At 59.6% G+C, this 24,041-nt stretch carries 21 protein-coding genes and 2 tRNA genes; 14 read left to right on the forward strand and 9 right to left on the reverse strand.

Annotated elements, in window-relative coordinates; all coding sequences use genetic code 11:
* Positions 1-46: 46 nt before the first annotated feature.
* Positions 47-1,138, forward strand: coding sequence for an alanine dehydrogenase (gene ald, locus HMPREF3169_RS05365; RefSeq protein WP_061924230.1), 1,092 nt, complete (start codon positions 47-49; stop codon positions 1,136-1,138).
* Between the two features lie 3 nt (positions 1,139-1,141).
* Here the strand turns inward: ald and HMPREF3169_RS05370 are convergent, their stop codons facing one another.
* Both HMPREF3169_RS05370 and HMPREF3169_RS05375 read right to left on the reverse strand, forming a co-directional pair.
* On the reverse strand, positions 1,142-1,537 hold the full coding sequence (locus tag HMPREF3169_RS05370; protein WP_061924226.1) for a globin: 396 nt from the start codon (positions 1,535-1,537) through the stop codon (positions 1,142-1,144).
* A gap of 3 nt (positions 1,538-1,540) precedes the next feature.
* Entirely contained in the window at positions 1,541-2,581 is a 1,041-nt protein-coding gene (locus HMPREF3169_RS05375) for a mechanosensitive ion channel family protein (protein WP_061924223.1), read from the reverse strand.
* A 237-nt stretch (positions 2,582-2,818) separates the two neighbouring features.
* Between HMPREF3169_RS05375 and HMPREF3169_RS05380 the strand changes: the two genes are divergently transcribed.
* Positions 2,819-3,970, forward strand: a complete 1,152-nt coding sequence (locus HMPREF3169_RS05380) for a cystathionine gamma-synthase (protein WP_070455884.1) — start codon at positions 2,819-2,821, stop codon at positions 3,968-3,970.
* A 163-nt stretch (positions 3,971-4,133) separates the two neighbouring features.
* Here HMPREF3169_RS05380 and HMPREF3169_RS05385 read toward each other — a convergent pair whose 3' ends face one another.
* Positions 4,134-6,041, reverse strand: coding sequence for an FAD/NAD(P)-binding protein (locus HMPREF3169_RS05385; RefSeq protein WP_070455885.1), 1,908 nt, complete (start codon positions 6,039-6,041; stop codon positions 4,134-4,136).
* Between the two features lie 149 nt (positions 6,042-6,190).
* Here HMPREF3169_RS05385 and HMPREF3169_RS05390 point away from each other — a divergent pair, with 149 nt between their 5' ends.
* From HMPREF3169_RS05390 to HMPREF3169_RS05420, 7 genes are all read left to right on the forward strand, one after another.
* Positions 6,191-7,822: a TIGR04028 family ABC transporter substrate-binding protein gene (locus HMPREF3169_RS05390; protein WP_062043514.1), complete on the forward strand. Its 1,632-nt coding sequence runs from the start codon at positions 6,191-6,193 to the stop codon at positions 7,820-7,822.
* On the forward strand, positions 7,823-8,803 hold the full coding sequence (locus HMPREF3169_RS05395; RefSeq protein WP_070455886.1) for an ABC transporter permease: 981 nt from the start codon (positions 7,823-7,825) through the stop codon (positions 8,801-8,803).
* Positions 8,800-9,675 (forward strand): ABC transporter permease, encoded by an 876-nt coding sequence (locus tag HMPREF3169_RS05400; RefSeq protein ID WP_070455887.1) that lies wholly within the window; start codon positions 8,800-8,802, stop codon positions 9,673-9,675. Before HMPREF3169_RS05395 ends, HMPREF3169_RS05400 begins: the two co-directional genes overlap by 4 nt.
* Positions 9,676-9,682: 7 nt before the next feature.
* Positions 9,683-11,353, forward strand: coding sequence for a dipeptide ABC transporter ATP-binding protein (locus tag HMPREF3169_RS05405; RefSeq protein WP_070455888.1), 1,671 nt, complete (start codon positions 9,683-9,685; stop codon positions 11,351-11,353).
* A gap of 79 nt (positions 11,354-11,432) precedes the next feature.
* A complete protein-coding gene (locus HMPREF3169_RS05410) occupies positions 11,433-12,659 on the forward strand; it encodes an alkylhydroperoxidase domain protein (RefSeq protein WP_061924203.1) in 1,227 nt (408 codons plus the stop codon).
* A 50-nt stretch (positions 12,660-12,709) separates the two neighbouring features.
* Positions 12,710-13,411 (forward strand): SDR family oxidoreductase, encoded by a 702-nt coding sequence (locus tag HMPREF3169_RS05415; protein ID WP_061924200.1) that lies wholly within the window; start codon positions 12,710-12,712, stop codon positions 13,409-13,411.
* A 154-nt stretch (positions 13,412-13,565) separates the two neighbouring features.
* On the forward strand, positions 13,566-14,321 hold the full coding sequence (locus HMPREF3169_RS05420; protein WP_246815601.1) for a GntR family transcriptional regulator: 756 nt from the start codon (positions 13,566-13,568) through the stop codon (positions 14,319-14,321).
* A 12-nt stretch (positions 14,322-14,333) separates the two neighbouring features.
* Here HMPREF3169_RS05420 and pepN read toward each other — a convergent pair whose 3' ends face one another.
* On the reverse strand, positions 14,334-16,889 hold the full coding sequence (pepN, locus tag HMPREF3169_RS05425; protein ID WP_070455890.1) for an aminopeptidase N: 2,556 nt from the start codon (positions 16,887-16,889) through the stop codon (positions 14,334-14,336).
* A 107-nt stretch (positions 16,890-16,996) separates the two neighbouring features.
* On the opposite strand from pepN, the gene HMPREF3169_RS05430 reads away from it, so the two are divergent.
* Positions 16,997-17,620 (forward strand): mycothiol-dependent nitroreductase Rv2466c family protein, encoded by a 624-nt coding sequence (locus tag HMPREF3169_RS05430; RefSeq protein WP_070432994.1) that lies wholly within the window; start codon positions 16,997-16,999, stop codon positions 17,618-17,620.
* A gap of 20 nt (positions 17,621-17,640) precedes the next feature.
* Here HMPREF3169_RS05430 and HMPREF3169_RS05435 read toward each other — a convergent pair whose 3' ends face one another.
* Positions 17,641-18,342: a hypothetical protein gene (locus tag HMPREF3169_RS05435; RefSeq protein WP_070455891.1), complete on the reverse strand. Its 702-nt coding sequence runs from the start codon at positions 18,340-18,342 to the stop codon at positions 17,641-17,643.
* Between the two features lie 125 nt (positions 18,343-18,467).
* Here HMPREF3169_RS05435 and HMPREF3169_RS05440 point away from each other — a divergent pair, with 125 nt between their 5' ends.
* Entirely contained in the window at positions 18,468-18,941 is a 474-nt protein-coding gene (locus HMPREF3169_RS05440) for a ribose-5-phosphate isomerase (protein ID WP_061924185.1), read from the forward strand.
* 158 nt (positions 18,942-19,099) lie between these two features.
* Here HMPREF3169_RS05440 and HMPREF3169_RS05445 read toward each other — a convergent pair whose 3' ends face one another.
* The gene (locus HMPREF3169_RS05445; RefSeq protein WP_061924182.1) at positions 19,100-19,933 is read right to left on the reverse strand and encodes an aldo/keto reductase; all 834 of its coding nucleotides are present in this window, start codon (positions 19,931-19,933) and stop codon (positions 19,100-19,102) included.
* A 133-nt stretch (positions 19,934-20,066) separates the two neighbouring features.
* Positions 20,067-20,864 (reverse strand): hypothetical protein, encoded by a 798-nt coding sequence (locus HMPREF3169_RS05450; RefSeq protein ID WP_070455892.1) that lies wholly within the window; start codon positions 20,862-20,864, stop codon positions 20,067-20,069.
* Between the two features lie 149 nt (positions 20,865-21,013).
* Between HMPREF3169_RS05450 and HMPREF3169_RS05455 the strand changes: the two genes are divergently transcribed.
* Positions 21,014-21,088, forward strand: a tRNA-Gly gene (locus tag HMPREF3169_RS05455).
* Between the two features lie 225 nt (positions 21,089-21,313).
* On the opposite strand, the gene HMPREF3169_RS13100 is transcribed toward HMPREF3169_RS05455, so the two are convergent.
* The gene (locus tag HMPREF3169_RS13100; RefSeq protein WP_168162620.1) at positions 21,314-21,454 is read right to left on the reverse strand and encodes a hypothetical protein; all 141 of its coding nucleotides are present in this window, start codon (positions 21,452-21,454) and stop codon (positions 21,314-21,316) included.
* A gap of 194 nt (positions 21,455-21,648) precedes the next feature.
* Between HMPREF3169_RS13100 and HMPREF3169_RS05460 the strand changes: the two genes are divergently transcribed.
* Positions 21,649-21,722, forward strand: a tRNA-Pro gene (locus HMPREF3169_RS05460).
* Between the two features lie 85 nt (positions 21,723-21,807).
* Positions 21,808-23,166, forward strand: a complete 1,359-nt coding sequence (gene tig / locus HMPREF3169_RS05465) for a trigger factor (protein ID WP_070455893.1) — start codon at positions 21,808-21,810, stop codon at positions 23,164-23,166.
* Between the two features lie 106 nt (positions 23,167-23,272).
* On the opposite strand, the gene HMPREF3169_RS05470 is transcribed toward tig, so the two are convergent.
* The gene (locus HMPREF3169_RS05470; RefSeq protein WP_061924173.1) at positions 23,273-23,848 is read right to left on the reverse strand and encodes an NADPH-dependent FMN reductase; all 576 of its coding nucleotides are present in this window, start codon (positions 23,846-23,848) and stop codon (positions 23,273-23,275) included.
* Positions 23,849-24,041 lie beyond the last annotated feature (193 nt).

The raw sequence follows: 24,041 nt of genomic DNA on the forward strand, positions 1-24,041 counted from the left end.
GGGAGGAGTTTATCCATCAAAATTTTCTTGCTTAAGGAGTTCTAGAATGCGCATTGGCGTCCCTAAAGAAATTATGAACAACGAAAACCGCGTTGCTCTGACCCCACTTGCGGTGCAAACACTCGTAAAAGATGGGCACGAGGTGCTGGTGGAAACCGGCGCTGGCGTGGGCGCTTCCTTCCCTGATAGCGATTACGAGGACGCCGGTGCGCGCATCATGCCTACCGCCGCAGAGACTTGGGAGCAGGCGGAGATGGTGGTCAAGGTCAAGGAGCCGCAGGCCTCCGAATATGGCTACCTGCGCCCAGACCTCATCGTGTTTACCTACCTGCACCTGGCGGCGGACCGGCCTCTTACCGATGCCCTCGTAGAAGCCAAGACCACTTCGGTGGCCTACGAGACTGTCACCGACCGCCACGGCACCTTGCCGCTTCTTACTCCGATGTCCCAGGTGGCGGGACGTCTCGCGGTGATGGAGGGCGTGCATCACCTCTTGTCCACGCAGGGCGGCCGCGGCGTGCTGTTGTCGGGTGTTCCGGGCACGCAGGCCGCCCGCGTCGTCGTTATTGGCGGTGGCCAGGTCGGTGCCTCGGCCGTGGCGATGGCCCGTGGCCTCCGCGCCGAGGTGACGGTTCTGGACCTGGATCCGCATGTGTTGCAGCGCTTTGACGAGCAGTACCAGGGCACCGTCCGCACGCTCATTTCTGACCCAGCCACCCTGGAGGCGGAGCTCTTAGAAGCCGATCTCGTCATCGGCGCTGTCCTTGTGCCAGGCGCCGCTGCGCCGAAGTTGGTGCGCGAGGAAACAGTCAAGAAGATGAAGCCGGGAGCTGTGCTTGTCGACGTCGCGATTGACCAAGGTGGCTGCTTCGAGAACTCGCGCAAGACTTCGCACGATGAGCCGACCTTCAAGGTTCACGACACTTTGTTCTACTGCGTGGCCAACATGCCGGGCGCGGTGGCCAACACCTCTGCGCGGGCGCTGAACTCGGCAACTCTGCCGTATATTCGCGCAGTCGCAGCGCAGGGTGTCGATGGTGCCATCGAGCGCTTCCCAGGCTTGTCCGGCGGTGTGATGACCCGCGACGGCAAGCTCATTTCTGAGCCGGTGCGTCGGGCCTTTAATTGGGAGGATTAAACCCTAGCGATTGATGAGCATCTGCGCCACGCGCTGCATGTGATCCCAAATCATGTGGCGATAGGCCGGCGGAATCGTCTGCTCATCAATCTCCGCCAGGGAATTGCCCATGAGCTCTAACCAGCGATCATGGGCTTTCTGGTCCACGGGATACGGGGCATGGCGCATGCGCAGGCGCGGATGCCCGCGGTTTTCGCTGAAAAGCTGCGGGCCGCCCCAGTATTGAACCAAGAACCATTTGAGGCGCTCCTCAGCGCCCTCCCAATCGGCATCGGGGTACATCGGGCCGATGACGTCATCGTTGCGGACTTGGGCATAGAAACCGTGGACCAACTTTTCGAAGGTCTCCATGCCGCCGATTGCCTCATAAACGCTGGCTGGCTGCTTTTCAGACGGCATGATTTAAGACTCGTTTCCTGGGGTCGAAGGGCTGAGGCTTTCTACCTGTGCGTCTGGAGCCTCGTCCATGTCAAAGAAGGCCACGCCCTGTGGGTATGGGGTATCGATGTCGTTGGCATGCATCGCGTTGAGAATCTTCGACTGCAGTTTGCGCTGCACGCCCCACTGCTTTCCTGGCAAGGTCTTGACCACGACGCGGAAGGACATATGGTCGACCTCGAGGCTGGAAATTCCATTGACGTCGGGCTTGTCTAGGAGGTCGTCGCGGATGGCGTCGTCAAGCGCGGCTTCTTCAACCGTCTTGGAGATGACGTCAAAGGCCTTATCCGGGTCGTTGGAAAGCGCGACCGGAACCTGCACGCGGGCCACGGAGTAGTGGTCGGAGTGGTTAGCCACCTGCAGGATCTCGCCATTGCGGACGTACCACAGGGCGCCGTCGATATCGCGCACGGTAGTGATGCGCAGGGAAATCGACTCAACGTCGCCGAAGACACCGTTGCCCAAATCGATGGTGTCGCCGATGCCGTACTGATCCTCCAACAACATGAAGATGCCGGAGAGGAAGTCCTTGACCAGTGACTGAGCGCCGAAACCAAGGGCAACACCGACCACACCTGCGGAGGCTACGAGTGGGGCAACGTTGACGCCGACCTCGTCCAGGATTGCGAGCACGGCCCAGACCCAGATGAAAATGCCCGCGGCGGAACGGCCCACGCTAGCCAAAGTCTGCAGGCGGGAAACGCGGCGCGCCTCGTGGGATTTGGACAGTGCGGTTTCCTGTTTTGCAGCTTTGCGGCGTGGGCGAATCTGGGACTTCAGGCGGCCGTTTTTGATGCTGTTATCTGCCAGCTTCGTGATGAGGCGGCGTAGCAACCAGTGGCCGACGAGCGCGATGAGAAGGATGATAGCCACGCGGATGGGCTTATCCACGAGCCATGCCTGGGTGGTTTCGTTTTCCCACAAGCCGGTGAGGTTATCTACTGCCTCTTGTGGAGTGGTCTCGCTTTGGGCGAGCGTCAGATGCGGTGCGAAATTAGGACTCATAGTGCTTTCTATTTGGGGAAAGTGTGCGAGAGGCGTGCAGTGACGGGGCTAGCAACGATGGGCTAGCGAAATCTGCTACGCGCAGCCACACCATGGTACGTAAAGGGCAATCGTTGGGCATGGCCCACGGGCTCGACGTTGTCTCAAGTTTCAGCTCAGCGTTGCGTTAAGTGCTGCAATGAATTTAAAGAAGCAATCCACGGGCAAAGTGGACAGCTTTGTCTACAATTTTCAGACATGACTGTTAAGCGTGCTTCTGGATTCCACTCTCGCTCCATCCATGCTGGCTACCAGCCCGATAGCCACATGGGCAGCATCAACGTACCGATTTATGCCTCGACCACCTTTCAACAAGATGGTCTGGCGCAGTTGCGCGGCGGCTATGAATACGGGCGCGTGGCTAACCCCACGGTGCGCTCGCTCGAGTTAACGCTTGCCGCATTAGAGAATGCGCAATATGCGCGGGCTTTTTCATCTGGCATGGCGGCCATCGATACGCTGTTGCGCATTATCTTGCGCCCGGGTGACCACGCTATCTTGGGGAATGATGCTTATGGCGGAATGTATCGCCTGCTCAACAACGACTATGGGCAGTGGGGCATTGAGCTTGACATCGTAGATACATCCGACGCCGCGGCGGTTGCTGGGGCCATCCGCGAAAACACCAAGCTGATTTGGCTGGAAACGCCAACAAACCCGGCGCTGAATATCACTGACATCGCCGCAGTTGCCGCGTGCAAGAGCGGCGCCCAAGTGGTCGTGGATAATACCTTTGCCACTCCATACCTGCAGAATCCGCTTGAACTGGGCGCGGACCACGTGGTGCATTCCACCACCAAATACTTGGGCGGCCATTCTGATGTGTTGGGCGGAGCAGTGGTGACAAATTCCGCTGAGATGGACGAGCGCTTGTTGTACTTCCAGGGCAACGTCGGTGCGGTGTCTTCGCCCTTTGATGCATATCTCACCGCTCGCGGCATTAAGACGTTGGGGCTGCGGATGGATAGGCACTGTGAAAATGCGCAGGCAGTAGCCGAATACTTGGAATCGCGGCCCGAAGTAAAGCAGGTGCTGTATCCGGGGCTACCGACGCATCCGGGACATGAATTGGCTGCACGGCAAATGCGCGGCTTCGGCGGCATGATGTCGGTGCGCTTCCATAACGAGGAGCACGCAAAGCAGATTTGCCTGAACACGAAGCTGGTCTCACTCGCGGAGTCGCTGGGCGGCGTGGAATCGCTGATTGAGCATCCGCAGAATATGACCCATGTGTCCGCCGCGGGCTCTGAGTTGGTTCCACCTGCGGACTTGGTGCGCATCTCGGTCGGCATCGAGGATATCGCCGATCTTATTGCGGACTTCGAGCAGGCATTGGACACGTTGGGTTAGGGAGGCGGCGGCCTTACTCGAACAGATACCCAGGGCTGGGCACCCAGACCTCCTAGATAGCCTCGTTGGATTTTTCATCAGCCGCGAAGTCGAACTGGAGGTCTTGGTTTCCAGCCCTGGGTATTTGAGTAAATGGTGAGGATGGAAAGGGCGCAGGGGCGCGCTAGCGAAGTGCCGCCAACAGCGAGCCGGCGGTGCGGTCGGTCTCCTGCAGCATCAGCGGGTCGGTACCAGGCATCGGGGAGATGGTGGTATCCGGCCATTGCGAGTAGGTAGGGATGCCGATGACGTGCAGGCGCGGGTCGACGCTGCCGTCGGGGCGAACCACCTTGCGCTCCCACGTGGTCTCTGGGGAGCCGGTGGGGTTGCCATGGTCTAGGAAGGGGCGAACGCGGTCCTTAAGCGATACCGCTAGCGGGTCGGCTGGGCGACGCACGTCGGGAGAGTGCATCCACGCATCAATCAGCCACGGGCTCGAAGCAGCGCGTGGGCCGGAAGTCAGCGTGAATTCGTCGTCCCAGCTCAGTGCGGGGCGACCTCCCAAGAAGGAGACCGCGCCAGCGTCCACGAGAGCGAGCAGCTGGCGGACGCGGAACAGGGGTGGGCCGGAGCCGACCATCTGGCCAAAGGCCATGAACTCTTTGTAATTGCTGGTGCGTGACTCCCAGTCCAGGCGGCCCTCAGAGCCTGCGATGGCAGAGGGCTTGCGGGCGGAGGCAACCGCCCACAGCGCAGACTTCAGCGGGGAATCCTGAGCGGCATCGGCGGCGATGATATCGTCCGCCAAGCTGTCCGCGATGTACGCGGTGAGCTCTTCTGCGGTGGAACCCGTGAAAGCATCCAACGGATTGACCCAGTGGGAGAGATCGAGCGGCTCGGCAGAAACATCTTTGAGTGCCGCATTGAGCTCCTGGGAGATGCCGACGATGTTTTGGGAATTAAGTTTCGCCGCATCAATGCGCGCAATGATCTCTTCCAGTGGAACCTGCAGTGCCGCAGAGTTAACGCGGGCCTGTGTCTCGTAGTACTCGGCATAAGCATCGCGAGCGATGTGGGGGAGTAGGTCGCGGCCGAAATCGATTTCGCCGCCTTCTACCTTCGCGAGTTGTTCGCGGAAGCGCATAAGTTTTGCGCGCGGTGGGAGTGAGTGATAGTCAGACTTGGGAATATAGGGGTAGCCGCGGCCCGAGGAGGCGATGAGATGCGGCTCGTTGCCGGAGGGCTCATAGCGCAGGCCGGAGCGAGTGGACGTGTCTTCGTGGAAGACACCGCCGCGGTCGATGGTCAGCAGCGCCATGATGTCGAAGAAGCCCATGCCCAGGCCGCGCACCAAGACCTCTTGGCCGGCAGGGATTTCGGCAATGTCCTGTTCCACCGGGTTATTAGGGCGTACCCAGTGGAGCGAGTCGGAGGCGGCGGTGGCCTCAGTAAGGTGCTGCTCAGAGCCGTTAAGGCCCGGCACCTGCCAGCCATAAGCCAGCACGGTGGAATCGGCGGTGACGCTAGAGCCGTCGGCAAGCTCGATGACGTCCTGCGTGCCTTCTTCGCGCACAGCAACCGCGCGGGAGGGGTGATTTGAGACGGTGACAGTATCTGGCAACTGTGCCAATGCCACCTCAAAAGCCCAGCGCAGATAAGCGCCATAGAGCGCGCGGGAAGGGTTGGACTCGGGGCGGCTGGACTCAATTTCGGCGCGGAAGGACTCGTCGACGGTGACGGGGTGGGCGTCGAAAAGCGCCTGCTTTTCTGGAGAGATGCCCTCGCGCTCGCCGCGCAGTAGCTGAATCCACTCGTACTGAATGGGGCCCTCGAGAACCGGGGCGCTCATGGTGGAGCCAGGCTCGGTGAACAGTGTGACGGCACCGGCGAGGGTATTCATGCACAGCGTCTGGGTTTGTTCGGTGTCCCAGATGCGGCCGGCGCCGAACTGGGCGTCGTCGATGAGATGCAGCGCGAGGGCGGGAGAGTCGCTGCGGGCATTGAGGTGCGCGGCCAACCGCTCTATCACGGAGATGCCGCGAGGCCCCATGCCAACGATGGCGATGGAGGGGGTTGAATCTGGCGAAATCATTTAATTCATCCTTTGAGGCGAGCTTGCGGGCTCGCCGTTTTGAGAATTTTTCTAGACCGGACTGTCTATGGAATAGATACTAACATGTCTATGTTGTGTTAATTTACATGGCTAATAGCAATCTCTTTAAAACTCGAAGGCTTTAGAAAGTGAAACTGATTCGCACCATCGCCAGCGTGGTGGGTGCCGCGGCCCTTCTTGTAGGATGCGCGACATCGACCGGCGCGGGTTCTGGAGATGAAGACAACGTCCTGACCTATCTCGAACCGCAGTTCTTCCGCACGCTGTATCCGCCAGCGGCCGGCTTTTATCCCAACGGTGGCGTGGTCAATCAGCTCACCGACCGTCTGCTGTACCAGGACCCGGAGACCCTCGAGCTTTCTCCATGGATAGCCACGGAGATGCCGAAGGTCAACGAGGACGCCACCGAGTACACATTTAACATCCGCACGGATGTGACTTACTCCGACGGCAGCCCGCTGACCGCGGAAAACGTGGTGCGTAACTTCGATCTTTATGGCTTGGGCGATACCGAGCGCACCCTGACGGCCTCGGAGCAGATTGCCAATTATGAGCGCGGCGAAGTAGTCGACGAAGACACGGTGAAGTTCTACTTCTCCGAGCCTTCGCCGGGCTTTTTGCAGGCTACTTCCTCCTATAACGCAGGCCTACTCGCAGATAGCTCCTTGCAGTTGGACAACGAAGGCTTTGGCCCCGGTAATGCAAAGAAGTTTGTGGGTTCCGGGCCCTTCGTGGTCGACGAAGAAAAGATCGGCACCGACCTCGTGCTTAAGACCCGCGAGGACTATGACTGGGCGCCACCGGCCGTAGAGCACCAGGGCCGCGCCGACATCGACGGCGTGCATTACATCCTGGCAGCCGAAGAATCCGTGCGCACGGGCGCCATCATCTCCGGTCAGGCAGACATCGCCCGCCAGATCTCTGCCCCGCAGGAGCCGTTATTGGAAGACAAGGGTGTAGAAATCTTCTCCCGCGGCACCAACGCGATTAACAACCAGCTGGGCTTCCGCTTCAATCACCGATTTCTGCGCGATAAGCGCGTGCGCGAGGCCATCATTCACGGCATCGACCGCGAGGAAATTATCCGCGTGCTCTTCTCCGAGTCCTACCCGCTGGCCAAGTCTTCCGTGGCCGAGACCGGCTTGGGTTTCAAGGATCAGTCGTCGGCCTATACCTTCGATCCGGAGGAATCGAAGCGCCTGCTTGACGAAGCCGGATGGAAGCCCGGCCCCGATGGCATCCGCGTCAAGGATGGCCAGCGCCTAGTGCTGCGCTCGAATACCGCGCTGCCGCAGCCGCGTTCCAAGGAAGTCATGACGATGGTCCAGGATCAGCTAGGCGCGCTGGGCATCGCCATCGAGATTAACCCGGGCGACCAGGCAACTCAGAACGCAGATGCGAAGTCCATCGACAAGGTGCAGCTCTACCACATCATGGTCGGCCGCGCGGACTATGACGTTATTTCCTCCATGTACTCGGTGAACAACCGCGACGCCCTGCTTAACCAAGACGAGGACGGCAAGCCAATCGACGCCCACTTGGAGAATCTGCTGCAAAAGGTCAGCTCCAGCCCCAAGTCTGAAGACCGCAAGAAGGCCGTCGAAGAGGTGCAAGATTACCTCACCGAACAGGCCTACGTCATTCCTTTCTTCGAGGAGCCGCAGGTCTACGCGGTATCGCCGCAGGTTTCCGGTTTCCACACCGAGTCGGTGGCCCGCCCGTGGTTCTACGAGGTCAGCTTGAATCAAGAGGAGAAGTAAATGACTGCTCGACAATTAGCTGCCCGCATCGGGCAGGCACTCGTGGTGCTGCTCGTGACATACACGGTGGCCTTCTTCCTGCTTTCCGCGCTGCCTTCCGACGCCGTGATGTCGCGCTTTGGCGACCCAGCACTGGGCCTTTCGGAGGCGGAGATTGTCGCCATCCGGGAGGAAATGGGCGTCGATAAGCCGCTGCTCGTGCAGTTCTTTACCGGGCTCGCAGGCTTTTTCACCGGCCATTTCGGTAACTCTACGCAGACGGGCGCGGCGGTATCGACGCTGATTGCCGACGCCCTCCCGCACACCCTTATCCTCGCCGCGTGCGCGATTGGCCTGGCCATCGTCGTGGCGCTCATCGTGGCCTTCCTGGCTACCTTGCCGGGCCTCGGCGCGATTGCGACCTTCTTCCGCGGGCTGCCATCTTTCATGGTCTCCCTGCCCGGTTTCTGGATTGGCATCCTGCTCATCCAGGTCTTTTCCTTCCAGCTGGGCTGGGTGCGCATCATCGAGCCTTCCAGGGTAGAGGGCCTTATCCTGCCGACCTTGACGCTGTCGGTGCCGATGGCCGCACCACTTATTCAGGTGCTGATTCGCTCCATCGACGAGACGCAGTCGATGCCCTTCGTGCAGGCGGTGCGCGCTCGTGGTGCTACAGAATCTTGGATCTTCTGGCGCAACATCTTGCGCAACTCCCTCCTTCCGGCACTGACTATGGCGGGCCTGCTCTTCGGTGAGCTCGTAGGCGGCGCCGTGGTGACGGAGACCGTCTTCGGACGCAACGGCCTGGGCTATATGACTGCCCAGGCGGTCTCGAACCGCGATACGCCGGTGCTGCTGGCCGTGGTTCTGATCGCGGCTACCGCTTACGTCATCATCAACCTCGTGGTGGATCTGCTCTACCCAGTGCTGGACGTGCGCCTGCGCCGTCCCGTTACTGCTACTGCAGGATCGACCGAATCCGCGAAGAGAGCCCGCGCATGAGCGTTCCAACCTCGAATAACACAAACGCGCAACCCACGCAGCTGCGCCGCAACCGCCACCACGTCTCGCGCGCACAGCGCAACCCGTGGACCAGCCCAGCCTCCATCCTCGCGCTGGTGATCCTCGCGGTGGCCTTCCTGGCGGCTTTGGTGCCGGGCCTTTTCACCAACTCGGATCCTTATGCCGGCACCGACGTCGCTCTTTTGCACCCCAGCTTTGAGCACTGGTTCGGCACCGACGCGGTAGGCCGCGACCTGTATGCCCGCGTGGTCTATGGTGCGCGTCAGTCACTCATTGGCGCGCTCATCGCCGTGGCAGTGGGCCTTATGGTGGGCACGCTACTGGGCCTTCTGGCCGGCTCGCTGCGCGGCTGGGTGGATGCGATCATCATGCGCGTGGTGGACGTGTTACTTTCCATCCCGGGCATCCTGCTTTCCCTGTCCATCATTATCGTGCTGGGGTTTGGTTCCCTGCAGGCCGCCGTCGCGGTGGGTGCGACCTCTATTGCCACCTTCGCCCGTCTGGCCCGCTCGCAGGTGATGTCTGTGGCCGGCTCCGACTACGTTGAGGCCGCCTACGGCGCCGGCGCGATCCCCATGCAGGTCATGGCGCGCCACATCCTGCCGAACTCCCTGACCCCGGTCATCGCCCTGGCTACTTTGCAGTTTGGTTCTGCAATCTTGCAGCTTTCCATCCTCGGCTTTTTGGGCTACGGCGCTCCGGCCCCGACCCCGGAGTGGGGCCTCATCATCGCCGAAGGCCGCGATTTCATGGCCACCGCTTGGTGGCTCATCATCCTGCCGGGCCTGGCCATCGTGGCCGTAGTGGTCTCTGCCAACCGTCTATCCCAGAACTTCCGAGCGGAGGCTTAGAAAAACAATGACAGTTAAAGACAAGGCTGCACAGAATAATCCTTTGCTTACCATCCGTGACTTGAATGTCTCCTACACCACGGCCGCGGGCGAAGTCCCAGCCGTGCAGGGCGTTAGCCTGGAAGTCCACCCAGGGGAGATCACCGCCATCGTGGGTGAGTCCGGCTCCGGCAAGTCCACCTCTGCCATGGCCGCCATCGGCCTACTCGCGCCCAACGCGCAGGTCGACGCCGGAACGATCGCCTTCAAGGGCACCAACGTCACCGATTACACCAATGCGCAGTGGCGCAAGCTGCGCGGGCGCGCAATTGGGCTCATCCCGCAGGATCCCAACAACTCGCTGAATCCGCTCAAGACCATCGGCGCCTCTATCGAGGAAGGCATGGCCATCCACGGCATCGGCAGCGCCGCTAGCCGCAAGCAGCGCGCGATTAAGCTGCTGGAGAAAGTGGGCATCGACGAGCCTGACCGCCGCTATGGCCAGTACCCGCACGAGCTCTCCGGCGGCATGAAGCAGCGCGTGCTCATCGCGGCGGCGGTGGCGCTGGAGCCAGAACTCATCATTGCCGACGAGCCGACTTCCGCACTCGATGTGACGGTGCAGAAGGTCATCTTGGACCTGCTTGATGAAATGCGCCAGGAGACCGGCGTGGGCATCTTGTTCATCACCCACGATCTCGCCGTGGCAGGTGACCGCGCGAACCGCATCGTCGTCATGGAAAAGGGCCAAGTTCGCGAGTCCGGGCAGGCCGCGCGCGTGCTCACCGACCCGCAGCATGCCTACTCACGCCGCCTGCTTGCCGACGCCCCGTCGCTTTCTGTAGCCGAGGCCCCGCACTCTTCGCGCGTGGCGCAGCCTGCCAGCAAGGAACCCGTTGCTGAAACCGTGCTCAAGGTCCGCGACCTCACCCAGCGCTACGGCGACTTCGTGGCTTTGGATGGCGTGAGTTTCGACGTGGCGAAAGGAACCACCCACGCGCTGGTGGGCGAGTCTGGCTCCGGAAAAACCACCACGGGACGCTCCATTTCTTTGTTCAATTCGCCGACCTCGGGCTCTATCGAACTGCTGGATGCAGCTGGTAGTACCACCGAGCTGACCAAGCTGAAGGGCAAGGCGCTGCGTGAGGCGCGTAAGTCCGTCCAGCTCGTTTACCAGAACCCGTATTCCTCCCTGGACCCACGCCAGAGCATCGGTAACGCCATCGCTGAGCCGCTGCGCAACCTCGCGGGCGCTAGCAAGTCCAAGGCTAAGGCCCGCGCGCAGGAGTTCCTGGAGCTCGTCGCGCTCGACCCACAGCACTATGACCGCCGCCCGCGCGAGCTGTCCGGCGGCCAGCGCCAGCGCGTGGCCATTGCCCGCGCCATGATCGTGGAACCGGAGTTGGTGGTGCTTGACGAGGCAGTCTCCGCCCTCGACGTGACCGTCCAGGCGCAGATCCTGCGCCTGCTGGCGCAGCTGCAAAATGAACTGCAGTTGAGCTATGTCTTCATCTCCCACGACCTCGCCGTGGTCAACCAGATCTCCGATACGGTCTCGGTGCTCTCCCATGGCAAGCAGGTAGAGTCGGGCCGGACCGCTGAGGTATTTGCGAACCCGCGCTCCGAGTTCACGCGCACGCTAATCGACGCCATCCCCAGCCAGCGTTATCGCGCCGGGGACTTAAACCTAGGGCTGTAAGCACCGCCGCTCCTACGCGGCGGGTAAGGCCTTAAAAACCTTAAGAGCCTAAAACCTTAAAACAAGGAAAGGAAGTTTCATGGCAGACATCATCAACCAACTAGCCGGGGCAAGCCCGGAGCTAGTGCAGCTGCGCGCACGCCGGCCCGATGCTTTGGCGAATGCGCAGCTTTCCTTCCAAGCCCTGCTGGAGCCAGAGGAGCCCGGCACCTTTAGCTATGCGCAGCGCTATGCCGTGGCGGCTTTCTTGAGCGGCATTTACCAGGCTAAAAGCGCCGGCGAGTTCTATGGGGACCTGCTTGCTGATGAGGCCACGGAGACTCTGCAGGGCGCCGTCCAGGCCGCCATTGAGCACGGCACTACTTCTGGTCCTTATGCCGCACCGGCCGATATTTCGGGCGAGGGCGCAGGCTTTATCACCTTCGGTGAGATTGCCGGCCTAGACGAGCGCTTGGCCGCGGCCTTCGATTTTGCACATCTTTTGGCATTCCACCCTAAGGACGCTTCCGCCGAGGCCATCGGCCACCTGCAGGCTGCCGGTTGGTCTGAGGATGACATCGTGAGCCTGTCCCAGCTCATCGCATTCCTTTCCTTCCAGCTGCGCGTCATCCACGGGCTGAAGGTCTTGGGCGGCGATGAATCCACCGCCCCCGAGACCACCCGTATTGAGGGCGCTTCCGACCCAGGCTGGCAGCTGCACGAGCACACGCTTAACCCAGAGACCCACGCTCCGCAGGGCTTTGTTGCCCACTCGCTGGGCTGGAAGCCGTGGCTTACACCGTTGGCCAAGGAGGAGTTCACCCAAGAGCAGATCGATGCACTCATCCGCCCGGAGCGCATCGACTCCGAGTACTTCCGCCTGCTGGCCCGCGATGCTGCGGCGCTGAAGGCCCGTACGCTCACGGACTTGGATATCTTCTACAACACCGACGGCGGCTTGGGCCGTGCCGAGCGCGAGCTGGCCGCCACCGTGGTTTCCCGATTCAACGGCTGCGAGTTCTGCGCCTCGGTGCACCAGCAGCGTTCCAAGGATGAGGGCGGCGATGCCGCGGCCATCGATAGGCTGCTTTTCGAAGGCCTCGACGCCGATTTGGGAAGCGATGCATGGGGCGTGATTCGCGACGCCGCGCGTGAGCTGACGCGTTCGCCCTTCAGCTTCAACTCCGGATGCGTGGCCAAGCTGCGCAGCGTGGGCTTCGATGACCTGGCAATCATTGACCTCATCAACTCTGCGTCCTTCTTCAACTGGGCCAACCGCCTCATGCTTACCCTCGGCGCGCCGGATGTGCCGAAGCGTTATCGCTAGAATCGGGAAACCTAAATAAGCGCAAACATAGTTAGGAAGGCGAGTAAATCATGGCAAATACCAAGATCGCAGTAGTAACCGGCGCTACCGGCGGCATGGGCCGCGAGATCATTGAGGACCTCGCGCGCGACCATCACGTCTATGCGCTGGGCCGCCGCGCCGAGGAGCTGCCGGAAGCCGCGAACATCACCCCGGTAGCGCTCGACTTGCTGGAGCTTCTTGACCCCGAAACCGCGCTGCCAGAGCCGCTGCAGGCCCTCGACCGCGTCGACGTTCTGGTACACGCGGCAGCTCGCGCCGATAAGCACTCCGTCGAGTCCGCACGCCCGCAGGACTGGCAGGCACAGATGGACTTAAACGTCCACGTTCCCGCTGAACTAAGCCGCCGCCTGCTGCCGCAGTTGCGCGCGGCTGATGGGGAAGGCCTCGTGGTCTTCATCAACTCTGGTGCCGGTATCCACAGCTACGGCGACAATGTCATCTATGCCGCGACCAAGCATGCGCTTTACGCGCTTGCCGACGGCCTGCGCCTTTCCGAGCTCGGTATCCGCGTTTCCACCGTGGCCCCAGGCCCTACCGATACCCCAATGTTGCAGGGACTGCAGGACTACGACCCAGCGCACGTCATCGCGCCCGTCGAGGTGGCCAATGCCATCCGCGCTGCGGTGGATGCAGGTTCTACCACCCAGCTCACCGAGATCCGCGTGCGCCCGCGCGTGGAGCTTGCGCAACGCAAGAACCTCAAAGGATAGTTGCAAGAACTAGCTAGAAAACTGGTTTAATACCGAAGCAAATTTGTAGTTAACGCTTGGGCGGGGGATGTGCGCCACGGTGGCGCCATTCCTCGCCCTAATTCACATCTGCTCGAGATGCGAAAGCTCGGCTGCGCTGTAGACTTCTGAAATTGTGACTACTTCAAGCCGCCGCCCTGCCTATTTGGTGATCGCGGATTCGCTGCGCTGCAAGATCGAAACCCAGCAACTCAAGCCAGGCGAGCGTTTCCCCACTGAACGCGAACTGGTCCAGGAATACAACGTTGCCCGCATGACCGTGCGCCACGCGTTGGACATCTTGCAGATCGAGGGCTTAATTGATCGCAAACGCGGTCGCACCGGTGGCACCTTTGTACGCGCCGTCCCGCCCACACTTAACCTGACTAGCCATGAAGGCATTCTGCTGCAGCTGCGGGATCGTGGCTTCCTGACGCGCGTTGAAGTAGTAGCGCTGCACAAGGCAGAAGTGCTCTCCCATATGGCGGCGACTTTCGGAGTAGAAGAGGGCACGCTCGTGTGGGAACTCAAGGGCGTGCACTACGTGGATGACGCCCCGATCAGCGTCTCGAAGTACACCATCCCTGTGCAGTTGGTTCCGGACCTTGATGAGCGCGATCTCCACCAGCCTTTGCTGGAGACCTTAGAAAGCTGTGGTCTGAAAATGGCGCACAAGCGCGATCGCATCGTGGCCGCTACCGCCCGAGCAGAGGAGCAAAAACTGCTCGGCGTGGGCCGTTCGCACCCATTGCTGCGCTTTAGCCGCGTCATCAAGCAGTCCGATGGCACCGTTATGGCGATAAACGAGGAAACTTTGCGCTCCGATATCGCCAACGTGGAGGTTATCGTCGGCGAGGACCCATCACCCGGACAGGTCCCTCACCTCGACTAATTAGCGTGCCTCTTATGCTTCCTGCGCATCTACCGCACGATTGCGCAGCGCACGAGCCATACGGTCGCGCTGCTCGGTAACCGCACGGCGCAGGCCGCCGGCTAGGTCGCGCTGCAGGAACGCATCGGCCTCATCCAGGCTCTGCTGCGAGATAGCCCAGGATGGGAACAGACCAGTCACAGAGGTCAGTCCGATCTCGGTGGACTGGGAAGCCCAAATCTTTTCTGCCACATCGAAGAACTCGGAAGTCGGCAACAGATCGTCAGCGCCGGGGTAGGTAAGGCCCTCTAGCTTGGAAGTCAGCTCGCGGTTGGTCAGCTTGCCCTCGACAATTTCTTCCCACACCGCGCGCTTGTTCTCCGCGGTGTTGACCGCGGCGCGCGCACGCACTGCGGCTTGGTGGCCGGTCGCGGAGTTATCGCGCGCCAACTGCGCATCGATGGCAGCCGGGACATTGTCAAGCGCGCCGTCGGCAGCCAGCGCTGCGATTGCGTACCAACGCAGGCCCTCGTCATCGGAGGAGTCCAGAACATCCTGCAGGAAGGCGCGGGTGCCTTCGGTCAGGCGAATCTTGGCCAGCGCCTGCGCGAAGACGATGGAACGCTCTGGGTCTTCGTCCTGCGTGCCGGCGAGCAGGGCGTCGGCAAGCAGCGTCGACTCCTTGGCCCACGCTGGGTCCGCGTAGTTGGATTGCGCCGAAGCCGCCTGCTGCACGATGCGCTCGAGCACCGCCAGCTCGGTCTCTGCCGCCGCGCCGCGCGCTACGAGCGCCACGAAGTCGCGGGCGCGCATGGTGCCACCGCGGGTCATCTCCCATGCTGCGGACCAGCACAGAGTACGCGCCATTGGGTCGGCGAACTTGTCGATGTTTTCGACCATGAATTCCAGCGACTTGGAATCCAACTCGATGAGCGCGTAAGTCAGATCATCGTCGTTTGGCAGCAGGAAGTCGATGTCTTGTTCCTTGCGGCCTACAAGCTGCGGAATATCGGTGGACTCGCCGTCGATATCCATCTCGATGCGATCGGTGCGAACGGCCTTGCCGTCTACCAAGTTGTAGATGCCCACGCCTGCGCGGTGGGTGCGCAGCGTCTCGCCACGCTGGACCAGCTGTGCGGTGGTGATGACCCCGGCGTCGTCAGTGTCTAGCTCAACTGCAAACGTGTTGATGCCGGTGGTCTTGAGCCACTGCTTAGCCCAGAAGCTTAAGTCGCGGCCACTGGACTCGGCGAGTGAAGCGAGTAGATCGTCGAAGGTGGCATTAGAGAAAGCATGCGCCTTGAAATGGCGGCGCACGCCGGCAAAGAAGTTTTCGCGGCCCACATAGGCCTGCAGCTGCTTGAGCACGGAAGCGCCCTTAGCGTAGGTGATGCCGTCGAAGTTCTGCTCCACGGTCTCGATGTCGGAGGCATCGGTGGAAATCGGGTGCGTGGTGGGCAGCTGATCCTGCTGATAAGCCCAGGACTTTTCCACGTTGGCGAAGGTGACCCATGCGGTGTCGTACTGGGTTTCCTCAGCCTGGGAGATGGCGGCGGACCAGGTGGCGAAGGACTCGTTGAGCCACAGGTCATCCCACCATTCCATGGTGACCAAGTCACCAAACCACATATGCGCCAGCTCGTGGAGAATGGTGTCAGCGCGGCGCTCGTACTTGTAGTGGGTGGCCTTGGAGCTAAAGACGTACTCGTCGCGGATGGTCACGCAGCCAGCGTTCTCCATAGCGCCGGCGTTGAACTCCGGCACGAAGATCTGGTCATACTTGCCAAAGGGATAAGCAAAGCCGAAGTTACGGTGGTAGAAGTCGAAGCCCTGCTTGGTTTCAGTAAGGATGCGCTCTGCGTCGAGGTGCTCTGCTAGGGAGGCACGGCAGTAGACCCCCAGCGGGACGGAAACCTTCTCAGCGGCATTGCCTTCTGGGTGCTCAGTCAGTTCGCCGTTCCAGGTATCGGTGACCTCGAAGTAGGGGCCGGCGCACAGGGCAATCAGGTAGGTAGAAAGCGGGTAATCAATCTCCGTGGACCAGGTTTGGGCATCAGCCTTGCCCTCGATTGGCGCGACGGTGGTGGGGCCATTGGTGATGATTGTCCAGTCTGCCGGGGCGTCGAAAGCCAGCGAATAAGTGGCCTTCATGTTTGGCTGGTCGAAGCAAGCGAAGACGCGCTTGGCATCGGCAGTTTCAAACTGCGTGTAGAGGTAAACCTTGCTGTCTGCTGGATCGACGAAGCGGTGCAGGCCCTCACCGGTGTGAGAATAAGGAATCTTGGCTACAACCTTGAGCTCATAATCTGCTACCTGCAGCCCGGACAGCGGGATTCCGTACTCGGCTTCATAAGCCTTGGTGGGCAGGGGAGCGCCGTTCAAGCGAACCTCTAGCAGTTCCTCGCCGCGCAGATCGATGAACGTGGAGCCAGCCTGCTTGGCGCGAAAGGTCACGGTAGTCGTGGAGATGAAATGCGTTTCGGGATTAACCTTGGAACCAACAAGGTCTAGGTGGACGTCGTAGTGGGAAACGTCGATCATCTGTGAGCGGTGCGTGGCCTCTTCGCGAGTGAGGTTAATCGAGGTCATAGGCTAATTACTCCTCCTTGTAGCAATTGAGTTTCTGCATCCACCTTAGTCGTGCCCGTAGGGTGGGAAGGGCCAGTTAGCAATGAATTTGTATAAAAGGAGTCCACATGGCTGAGTCTGTGAAGTTTTGGTTCGATTGCAGCTGCCCGTTTGCTTGGGCCACCTCCCGTTGGATCAAGGAAGTAGAAAAGGTCCGCGATATCGAGGTCACCTTCGTGCCGATGTCGCTTTCCGTGCTTAACGACGGCCGTGATTTGGACCCGGATTACATGGAAATGATGAAGGCAAACTGGGGCCCGGCCCGCGTCGCCACGAAGATCGCCATTGCGGCACCTGAAAAGGTCGATGCCTATTACACCGCGATGGGCAATCTCATCCACGGCCAGGAGCAGGGCGGCAAGAAAGGCTTCGGCGCTTATGATGAAATCATTGCGCAGGCGCTGGAAGAGGTCGGCTTGCCGGCAGATTACGCCGAGGTGGCAAACACAGAGGACGTTGACGATAAGCTGCGCGAGTTCCACAATGCCGCCATCAACGAGGTCGGCGATGAAGTAGGAACCCCAGTGGTCAAGCTCGGCGATACCGCATTCTTCGGCCCGGTAATTACCCGCGTGCCAGAAGGTGAGGAAGCCGGCGAAATCTTTGATGCTTCCGTCCGCCTTGCGCAGTACCCATACTTTTTTGAACTAAAGCGCACCCGCACCGAAATGCCGCAGGTGAGCCAGAAGTAACTTGGGTTAGCACCCCGAACTTAATGCTTGACGCGGGTGTTAGCCCATGCCGCGAAAGCAAATACTGCTGAAAATGCTGTGACGAACGGGATGAAAAAGCTCAGCAGGGCCAAAGCTCCGGTGCCAATCAGCAGGCGCCGGGGCTTTTTGTCTTGGGTGGAAAGCGCGATGGCCCAAGTAACCACGGTGAGAATGACTGGTGCGGCGCGCAGGATGATGACCGTTGCCAAGGAGGCCATATCAGGCGACATGGCCGGTTCTGCAAGTTGTTCTTGGAACAGGAAGGTCCACAGCACCTCGACCAAGACCAACACCGTGAAGGCAACTCCGACGGCAAAATATCGCTTCCTGCCGCGGGATGTGGAGCCGAACTTGAGGTTATCCGAGGAGAGGAAAAGAATCGTGAGCAGCGTTGAAATTGGTGCGATAAGGCCCGCGATATTGATGTTGGGCAGCGACATCTGTGCGCTGTATTCCTCCCAGTAGCACCACACCCAGGTGGCCCAGGAGGCCGCGCCGAGGAGTGCGCAAAGGCCTACTCGCAGGTCTCGTGTTGGCCGGAAATAATAGAAAAGGCCCAGGATGATGTGCGCGAGCGTGACGCAAGCAGTGCTGACGACGGGTCCGACGAAAGGCGGCAGGAAGAGCGGAAAGATTGGCAGCGACAGCAGGCTGGCCACAAAGAGGCCGAGGCACAGCCGTGCGCCAAAACGTTCGTTCATTTCCAGTCTCCTTTCTAAGACGTTGCGAGCCATGCTGTGAGGGATTCAGCGTTAATACGGGGGATGAATACGGGGAACGCCGATCATAGCAACGCCAGATTGGGCAAAGCTGTAGGATTTGGGGCATGCGCGTTTATTTAGGAGCAGACCACGCAGGGTTCGAGATGAAGAACGTCATCGTTGAACACCTGAAGAAGCAGGGCCACGACGTCATCGATTGTGGCGCACACGTTTACGACGCTGAGGATGATTACCCAGCTTTTTGCATTGAGGCGGCACTGCGTACCGTCAACGATCCCGGTTCCTTGGGCATCGTGCTCGGCGGCTCCGGCAACGGTGAGCAGATTGCAGCCAACAAGGTAAAGGGCGCGCGTTGCGCACTGGCCTGGTCCCCAGAAACCGCCCGCTTGGCTCGCGAGCACAACAACGCTCAGCTGATCGGCATCGGCGGCCGCATGCACTCTGAAGAAGAAGCGCTGGCCATCGTGGATGCCTTCCTCGAGCAGGAGTGGTCCGCGGCGGATCGCCACCAGCGCCGCATCGACATCCTGGCGGAGTACGAGCGCACTGAGATTCCCCCGGAGCTGCCTGAGGCTTAGTTCCTTCAAGGTTCCTTTAAGGTGCCTTCAAATACTAAAACTGCTAAAAGCGCCTTCACTTCTTTTCGCCCACCCACTGGATGTGGGGCCAACGAGAAATGAAGGCGCTTTTTAGATGCCTAGCTAAGCAGACTCGCGCTGTCTAGTTCTCGCGCTGCTTAGCTAGCGTTGAACTCGTTTGGGTGCGGGCCGCCGCGGCCTTCCTCACCAAGATCCAGATCCGTGATGGCAGCCATCTCGTCCTCGGTTAGCTCAAAGCCAAAGACATCGAAGTTTTCCGCAATACGCTCTGGGTTCGCGGACTTCGGGAACAAGATGACGTCATTTTGCAGGTGCCAGCGGATGATGACCTGCGCAGGGGAGACCCCATATTTCTTGGCAGGCTCGGTAACCTCATCAATCTCGAAAAGGTCCGTCTGGCCCTGACCGAGTGGGCCCCAAGCCTCAATCTTGACGCCGTGTGCACGGAAAGCGTCCAATTCGCGCCAACGCTGCAGGTACGGGTGCAGCTCAACCTGGTTAACCACCGGGGTAACAGAGGTGTGGGTTTCCAGCTGCTCTAAGTGCTCGAGCTCGAAGTTGGAAACGCCAATGGATTTGACCTTGCCGGACTTTTGCAGCTCAATCATCTGCTTCCACGCCTCTACGTAGTTGCCGTTTTCAGGGCATGGCCAGTGGATGAGATAAAGGTCGACGTAGTCGAGGCCTAGCTTCTGCAAAGACTCATCGAGGGCCTCTGCGGCGTTGGTCTGGCTATCATTCCACAGCTTGGTGGTAATAAATAGCTCCTCGCGCGGAATATCGGAGTTAGCGATGGCGCGGCCTACGCCCTCCTCGTTGCCATAAACGGCAGCGGTATCGATGTGGCGATAGCCCACGCGCAGGGCTTCAGCGACGAGCTCTTCGGTCTTTTCTGGATTGACCTTGAAGACGCCGAAGCCAAGCTGTGGGATTTCGTTACCGTCGTGGAGTTTCATCATTGGTACAGACATGGTTCCCAGACTACGTTGCGAGTGAACAACTTAGCAGAAGCCAAGCTCAGCGGTACAAAATAGCCACAAAAATTTACGTATTAATTATTGCTCGGGTGGTGCTGTTGCTGGGCGCCCAGTGTGGGGGCGAGAACTAGAAATCGAAATCGAAGTCAAAGAGACCGTCGTCGCCATCGCCGCCGTCGAAGAGGCCGTCGAAGAATCCGCCGCCATCTTCGCCGTCACCGCCCGTGTTTCCGGCGATGTCACCACCGCCTAATTCACCACCGCCCTGGTCGCCGCCCCAGTCGCCGCTTTCGGCAGCTGCTGCCGAGTAGCCAATGCCGGACATGCCGCTGAACATGGCATTGAACATCATGGAGTAGCCCATCATCCATACGCCGGTGCTCAGTGCGTCGGCCCACCATGGGCGGGAGTACCAACCAGCCGGAACCGGGCGGCCTGCAACCACGCCGCCGGGGTAGTAGTTCGGCGTCTCGCTGGATGCATAAGGCGAAGCGGTAATCGTCTGGCCGTCTGCCTCAACTGTGCGCTTTTCAGTGACCTTGCCAGCCTGGCGCTGGCCCTCCAACGGCGGGAGCTCTGGGCCTGCATCCATGCCCATGATTTCGCGCGCTGCGTTGACATAGTGCATGCCCTCTAGCGCGGATTCGCGCGCCAGATTCGCCTGCTTGACGGTGTTGGCGCGGGAAATCGCGGCATTGGCTGCGGTGAAACGCTCGGAAGCATCTGCCATGGCTTGTGTGGAAGCAGCGTCGGTGCCGGAAATCTGCATGACCTGACCACCCAGGCGCTCAGTCCAGCGGCGGGCATCTGCCAATGCGTCCTCGAAGCGCTGCGCTTCAAGCTCTTCGCGCCTTTTCTTCTGTCCGCGCGAAGCAAAGTAGGCGGCGCCGCCGCCGACGGCAATAAGCAGGACAATTGGTGTCAAGAAAACTCACTTCCAAATCTTGATGGGCAACACACGTTGAACGCCTTCCAAGCCTAGTTAGTTCCCCACGTTGACGGGCCGGTTTTATTTTCTGCCGGCAAGTGCGCTAAAGTGGTTCGCACGTCAAACATCGCTAGATGTCGGACTGTGGGAATGTCGTATAGTGGCTAATACCTCAGCCTTCCAAGCTGAAGACGCGGGTTCGATTCCCGTCATTCCCTCCAATTTTTAAATCTCGAGTCAACGTTTCATGCAAATGTTGGCTCGAGATTTGTCGTTTTCCACCTTGCGATCAAATCCAGGGAAAAGCCCATAAAGCGTGCTTGTTTGGCCGAAACCCCAAATGGTGAGGTGACAAACCTACATGGTGAGGTCTAAAAGGTGAGGTCAGTAGACTCCAGTCACAGCCGTTATCACCAGGCGCAGAATTGACGGCGTGACCTCACCATCTAGGAATGGGCGACCTCACCATCTGGTTTAGGGGCAAGGCCCACGTCCCACAGTGCGATGGTGTGGGGCTTCGCTGAACGGGCTGCGGAGACGTTGCCGATGCAGTGGAATGGCGCCGCAAAACAAGCGCTAAAACTCACGCTTGAAGGCGTTAACTTTGCGTCATTGACCCTTGCGGCGGGGAGGAAATTAATAGCTTTTAACCTGCGGAAATGCTCTTAAGTGGGGGTCGGTGTTAGGTCATTTGGAGATATGCCGCTACACTATTTCGAGTATGCAACGCACCCACGGCGAAAAGCATGACATGTTTTAGAAGATCGTGGAGGCCTACATACGGGGCGTGGCGCAGTTTGGTAGCGCACCTGCTTTGGGAGCAGGGGGTCGCAGGTTCAAATCCTGTCGCCCCGACGTATGGGGGTCTGGGAATACCCTTAAAAGTATTTCCAGACCCCTTATTTACATTCTGAACCAATTTATGCCAGGAGAGTTTCTCGTGAAGACCACCGTAGACAAGCTGAGCGATACCCGCGTCAAGCTCACCGTCAACGTTCCGTTTGCTGAGCTGGACAAGGAAATCGATCAGGCCTATGCGGCGATCGCACAACAGGTTTCTATCCCAGGTTTCCGTAAGGGTAAGGCTCCGCGCCAGCTTATCGACGCCCGCTTTGGTCGCGGCCCGATTCTCGAGCAGGTTGTCAACGACATGCTGCCGACCCGTTACGAGCAGGCAGTTCAGGAAAACGAGCTGAAGGTTATCGGCCAGCCAGAGGTTGACATCGCGAAGATCGAGGACAACGACTTCGTCGAGTTCACCGCTGAGGTTGACATCCGCCCGGAGATCGAGGTTCCGGACTTCTCCAAGCTGTCTGTTACCGTTCCGGCTCTGGAGGCTAAGGAAGAGGACGTCGACAAGGCTCTCGAGGACTTGGCAGCACGCTTTGGTGAGCTCAAGGACACCAAGCGCAAGATGAAGACCGGCGACTTCGCCATCATCGACATCGTTACCGAGATCGACGGCGAGAAGCTGGAAGAGGCATCCTACGAAGGCATGTCCTACCAGATTGGTGATGACGACCTCATCAAGGGCCTTGACACCGCACTGCGCGGCATGAAGACCGACGAGGACAACGAGTTCACCTCCACCATCCAGTCCGGTGACCACGCTGGTGAAGAAGCAACCATCAAGGTTCACGTTCAGCAGACCAAGGAGCGCAAGCTTCCGGAACTGGACGATGAGTTCGCACAGATGGCTTCCGAGTTCGACACCATGGACGAGCTGCGCGAGTCCACCAAGACCCGTGTTGAGGAGTCCAAGAAGGCTGAGCAGGCTGCGAACATCCGCGACGAGGTTCTGAAGGCTGCTCTCGACGGCGTTAAGTTCGAGCTGCCGACCTCCGTCGTTGACGAGCAGGTTCACGCACAGCTGCACCAGATCCTGGGCCAGCTGGCTCACGACGAGAAGGCATTCGCACAGCTGCTTGAGGCGCAGGGCACCACCCGCGAGGAGTTCGATAAGGAAGCTCGCGAGTCCGCTGAAGAGTCCGTCCGCACCCAGCTGTTCCTGGATGCCGTTGCTGAGGAAGAGCAGCCTGAGGTCTCCCAGCAGGAGCTGACCGACCACATCCTGTTCACCGCTCAGTCCTACGGCATGGACCCGAACCAGTTCATTCAGCAGCTGCAGTCCAATGGCCAGATTGCAAACCTTTTCTCTGATGTTCGCCGTGGCAAGGCTCTCGCAGCCGCTATCTGCCGCGTTGACGTCAAGGACGAGGACGGCAACAAGGTTGACGTCGACCAGTACTTCGGCGAGGTCGAAGAAGAGGGCGCTGAAGATGCTACCGAGGAGAAGTAGGTTTCTTTCGTAGCGAGCGGTTTCTAGCGCACTAGCAAACCCCGGATTCATGAATGAGTCCGGGGTTTGCGTGATCGTGAACGCCCTCTAGAGATGTGCGTGGGTCCTAGCTGGTTAAGGCATTGTCCACCAGAGCCAGGAAGCGCATGACGTAGTCCTTTACAAATTCTGCGGTGTGTTCATTAAGGCGGCCCGAGTCTTCGAAAAGGGTGGGTGATTGGCCGAGGAATACCTCGGGCTGCCCAGGAAAAGGCATATCAAAGTAAGACAGGGCCAATCGGAGGTTCTTTTGTGAGCTATACCCGCCCATGCGCCCTACAGAGTGGCTGATGATTCCTGCGGGAAGGTTCTTCCAAGCAACATCTGAGTTGGGTTTAGAACCGATGTCCACTGCGTTTTTGAGGCATGCGGGGATTGTGCGGTTGTTTTCGGGCGTAATGAAAAGGACTCCGCTAGAGTTCTTGATGGTGTCGCGGAAGGTGGTGTACTCGGCCGGAGTTGGCTTGTCCGTGACCGCGGGATCATCGTAGTCGAAGTCATAAAGGGGCAAGTTGCGGATTTCGAGGATGTTTGCCTCGTAGTCTTTCGGGATCATTGTGAGTACTTCGTGCGCAATCTTGCGCGCAATTGATCCGCGACGCAGGCTACCTACGATAACGGTGATGCGTGGGGTGGAAGTCATGCTGAACCTTCTTTCTTCATTGGGGCTGGATTAAGGGAGAAAAGGCTTGCAACCGAAAGCTGGGGGCGGGCCGGCACTGTGGGCGGCAGCGAGAAATCCCTCTATTTTGTCATCTTCTTCATTGCGGAAATACAGTTCAATGAGGCCCAAGAGCCCTCCCAGGACGGCCTCGCGTGCGGCCGAGCTTTGTAGC

The organism is Corynebacterium sp. HMSC08C04, assembly GCF_001807495.1.
In the GTDB taxonomy this organism is placed as follows: Bacteria; Actinomycetota; Actinomycetes; order Mycobacteriales; family Mycobacteriaceae; genus Corynebacterium; species Corynebacterium simulans.